Raw genomic sequence first — 3425 nt, 5'->3', positions numbered from 1 at the left:
TCAATATCCTCTTTACTTAGATTAACAGTCGGTGAAATTGCTAGAGAAAAAGAAAATATACTTGATTTGATAAGAAGGCATAAAAAGGATTGTAGTGATGAGGTAAACTTAAATGGATTAGGCTTAGATCCAAACTCAACTATCATAAATATAGAAGATAAAATTACTATCTATTATTCCTCTGAATGCATAGATAAGATTATGGGAAAAATAAGGGATTTTCTCAATGAGTAATTGGAGAGATTTATTAGCGATCTTCTTAAATGCATAAAAAGATCAACTACACAGAGAAAAAGAAATACATATTTGAGATTTATCACATCGATCACTCAGTCTTATGATATCAACATAGTTTTCTGAAAATCTTTGTATCATATCATTCAAATACGAAAGCAAGGTGACGTTATTTGTTGGTGAAAATATCTCAATACTTCTAATATCTTCTTCTCTCCCTAATACTCTTAATTTCAATTCACTACCAAATAAACTAGATAATGAAATGATAATACTGCCTAATATTCTTTTCAGCGATTTACATTTTTCGCTCTCACTCTCAACAATAATATCCAACTCTCCTAGGCTACTGTTTATGTAAGATATGATCTTATCGGAAAGGAGTTTTATCATTATTTTATCATTATTTTTCATTAAAAAAATTATTAGATCATTAAAAAAATTTGAGTTAATAAGATATGTTAATCCAATTATCGACTCTTTGAAGTTTAAATCTATAATATCTAAATTACTGTCGATTAATTTTATCGCGCTTTCAATTATTTTATCTGTGCAACGATAAGACTTCTTCATATTCAGTTTCGTGCATATCCTGTCCAGATCCTCCCATATTTTGTTTCCAATCCTCCAGCTATGCGAGGAAGTTTCTGAAGGAGAACTCATATAGGACTTTCGTTTAATTTACATATTATAAAATTTTTCATTAAGACTTTTCTATGTTTAGTATTATCCTCATTCGATAATCAATAGTTTGAGGTTACCCTATATTATATAGTATTTCTACTTAAGCCTCAATTAATATTGATAATGCTTTAACTTTATATTATGTTAGTTTAGTGTTAGGATATCAAAAGATTATACGTAGTTTCTTCTAGTTCATAAATGTAATTTTACCGTAACCACGCATGTTATAACTTAAATATATCTAAGTTTTTTCCTTGAATGCTAAATATCTTGTACAGCTATTAAGCTTAAGGGTACACGCTTATATGAGCATACTTTTAGCTAGTTTTAGATATCTATTGTAAAAATATCTCTGTATCAATCCTTAATCTAACAAAGTTATTATTGGATTCGATTTTTGCAGACTCTCCAAAAATAAAATGTAGAAAGTTTAGGATATATTGTGAATTTTCACTACCAACAGGATATATAATTAATTCTTTAGGATTTATTCGTATTAACTTTAATTTCTGATCAATTAGATATATTAATAATTCTATGTTTCTCTTCATAATTTCTATATCTAATGCTCGATAGTTGATTTCCGGGTGAGTGCTAGTTCTAGGAGCGAGAATATGACTGGTTTTTCTTAATTCCACAAATAGATCATATATTTCGCTTAGCCTATATAATACATCATAGAAAAATAGATTTTTTTTATACAATATCTCAAATATATTTAAAGCTTGATATAATATAATATTGTTTATGGATTTTGGGTTATTTATGTTTAACATAAACTTTTTCACTATATCATCTCTTTTAAAAATTGTTTTATCGCTTATTCTCACACCGTGTTGATTATGCTTAGAGAAGTCTATAATTTCTTGAACTTGTGCTTCTATTTTTACAAAATTATCTTCATATACGATTTTACCTAAGTTGAGGATCTCTATAAACAGATCGATCATTTTGAATGAATATTTAATCACATTTTTATCTATATTATTATCTATCCTTATCTTGTAACTTATTGTTTTACCATTTCGAACAACTTCAAAATTAGATTGTAAGTATGGGAAAAAGTATTCTATTAAATGTCTTAAATGATGCGTGTTTAAAAAGGAGAAATACTTCTTTATTATTGATTCAATTATTTCCTCATAACTATCAAATTCAAATTTTGAGATTTGTGATGTATGAACGAACGTAAAATTGTTATTAATCAAAATATAAGGTATGAGAAAGCACGCATCAATTCCAATTAGATAGTTATCCCTTTGTATCATATTGATAATATTATTAAACACATTATCGTAGAACTCCTTTTCATCCTTTAGTTGGTACAGGCTGATTAACAAATTGGCTCTATCTCTAAGTATCTCACTGATTGGCGTTAGCTTCGTCGACTCTGATTTTTTCACTAGATAACATATACTTAAATATTTATAAGCATTTTTGCATCCATCTGATAATATTTGTAGAAAAATCATTCCGAGAATTTATTTGCCACATATGATATTGTCATTAAATAATCTCTCAGCTCTCTAGTAATCAAGAAGTTTCTTCTCACATGTTCCTTAGCTCTCCTCCCTATTTCCTCTCTAACTTTTTTGTTTCTTATAAGATAGATAATATAATGCGAAGCACCTTGTGGGCTGTTTACCAAGAATCCAGTAATCCCATTAATGACTTGTAATGGTATTCCCCCAGTGTTTCCTCCTATGACAGGCTTCTTTTTCCACATGGCTTCACTAACAGTCAATCCAAAACCCTCCTTTATTGACTTTTGCATTACCACCGTTGAAGCTCTTTGAAAGGCGTTTATTTCTAAATCACTATAGGGTGGTAACAATAATAAATGAATGTCCTTATCACCTTGTGAGGCTTTAACAACTTCATTATATACTTTTTCACCTTCAGGATCATCAGTAGCTGGACTTCCAACATATAATAATTGAATATCCACATGTCTCTTTGCCATTTTATACGCTTGAATGACACCTAAAGGATCTTTAGCGTAATCAAATCTAGATACTTGCGTAACTAAAGGTTTTTCCTCAGACAAATCAAACTTATGTAATATCCTTAATATTGTAGTATCCGGAATAGGCCTATTTTTAATACTCAAGGGATCTATTGAAGGAGGAATTATGAACTGAGGAATTTCTAGATCATCTCTTCCGAATGACGGTACTGATATGATCGCGCTATCATATTGGGAAATATATTTTTTCAAAAAATTCCACACAGGCTGATAAGGGTTTGAAATATCAATATGACATCTCCAAATCCATTTGCTATTGCCTTTCTTAAATCTTACAAGTCCAGCTGGTTGAGGATCATGTATAAACATTATATCGTAATCCATTGGTACCTCAGATAGGTTAGCCTCTTGCCATTTATCATATATTTTAAAGTAATCCTCTGTTATATTACCTACGCCGTTTTGTAGTGCGTTGTGAAAAGATTTCGTAACATTAAAAAAATCGCTATCCCCCTTAATTACCTTCCAATCTACATTGAGC

3 protein-coding genes and 1 pseudogene are annotated in these 3425 nt (G+C 29.6%); 1 reads left to right on the top strand and 3 read right to left on the bottom strand.

What is annotated here, in order from left to right; genetic code table 11:
* Nucleotides 1–234: pseudogene (locus DMP16_RS11065) on the top strand (hypothetical protein); the annotation flags it as partial.
* Between the two features lie 42 nt (nt 235–276).
* On the opposite strand, the gene DMP16_RS08550 reads toward DMP16_RS11065, so the two are convergent.
* The 3 genes from DMP16_RS08550 to DMP16_RS08540 all read right to left on the bottom strand — a co-directional run.
* Entirely contained in the window at nt 277–897 is a 621-nt protein-coding gene (locus tag DMP16_RS08550) for a hypothetical protein (protein ID WP_069283692.1), read from the bottom strand.
* Between the two features lie 356 nt (nt 898–1253).
* Nucleotides 1254–2321 carry a hypothetical protein gene (locus tag DMP16_RS08545; RefSeq protein ID WP_069284701.1) on the bottom strand — a complete coding sequence of 356 codons (1068 nt, stop codon included), beginning with the start codon at nt 2319–2321 and terminating at the stop codon, nt 1254–1256.
* A gap of 65 nt (nt 2322–2386) precedes the next feature.
* On the bottom strand, nt 2387–3425 hold a 1039-nt coding region (locus DMP16_RS08540; protein WP_143577098.1), incomplete at its 5' end, for a glycosyltransferase.

This window comes from Sulfolobus sp. B1 (assembly GCF_007050195.1).
Lineage (GTDB): Archaea > Thermoproteota > Thermoprotei_A > Sulfolobales > Sulfolobaceae > Saccharolobus.
The sequence above is the reverse complement of the archived record's forward strand: the minus strand, read 5'-3'. Positions and strand labels throughout refer to the sequence as shown.

What these genes read in the sequence shown, in the direction of transcription:
- DMP16_RS08550 (WP_069283692.1), bottom strand. Translation starts at nt 897, where the DNA reads ATGAGTTCTCCTTCAGAAACTTCCTCGCATAGCTGGAGGATTGGAAAC.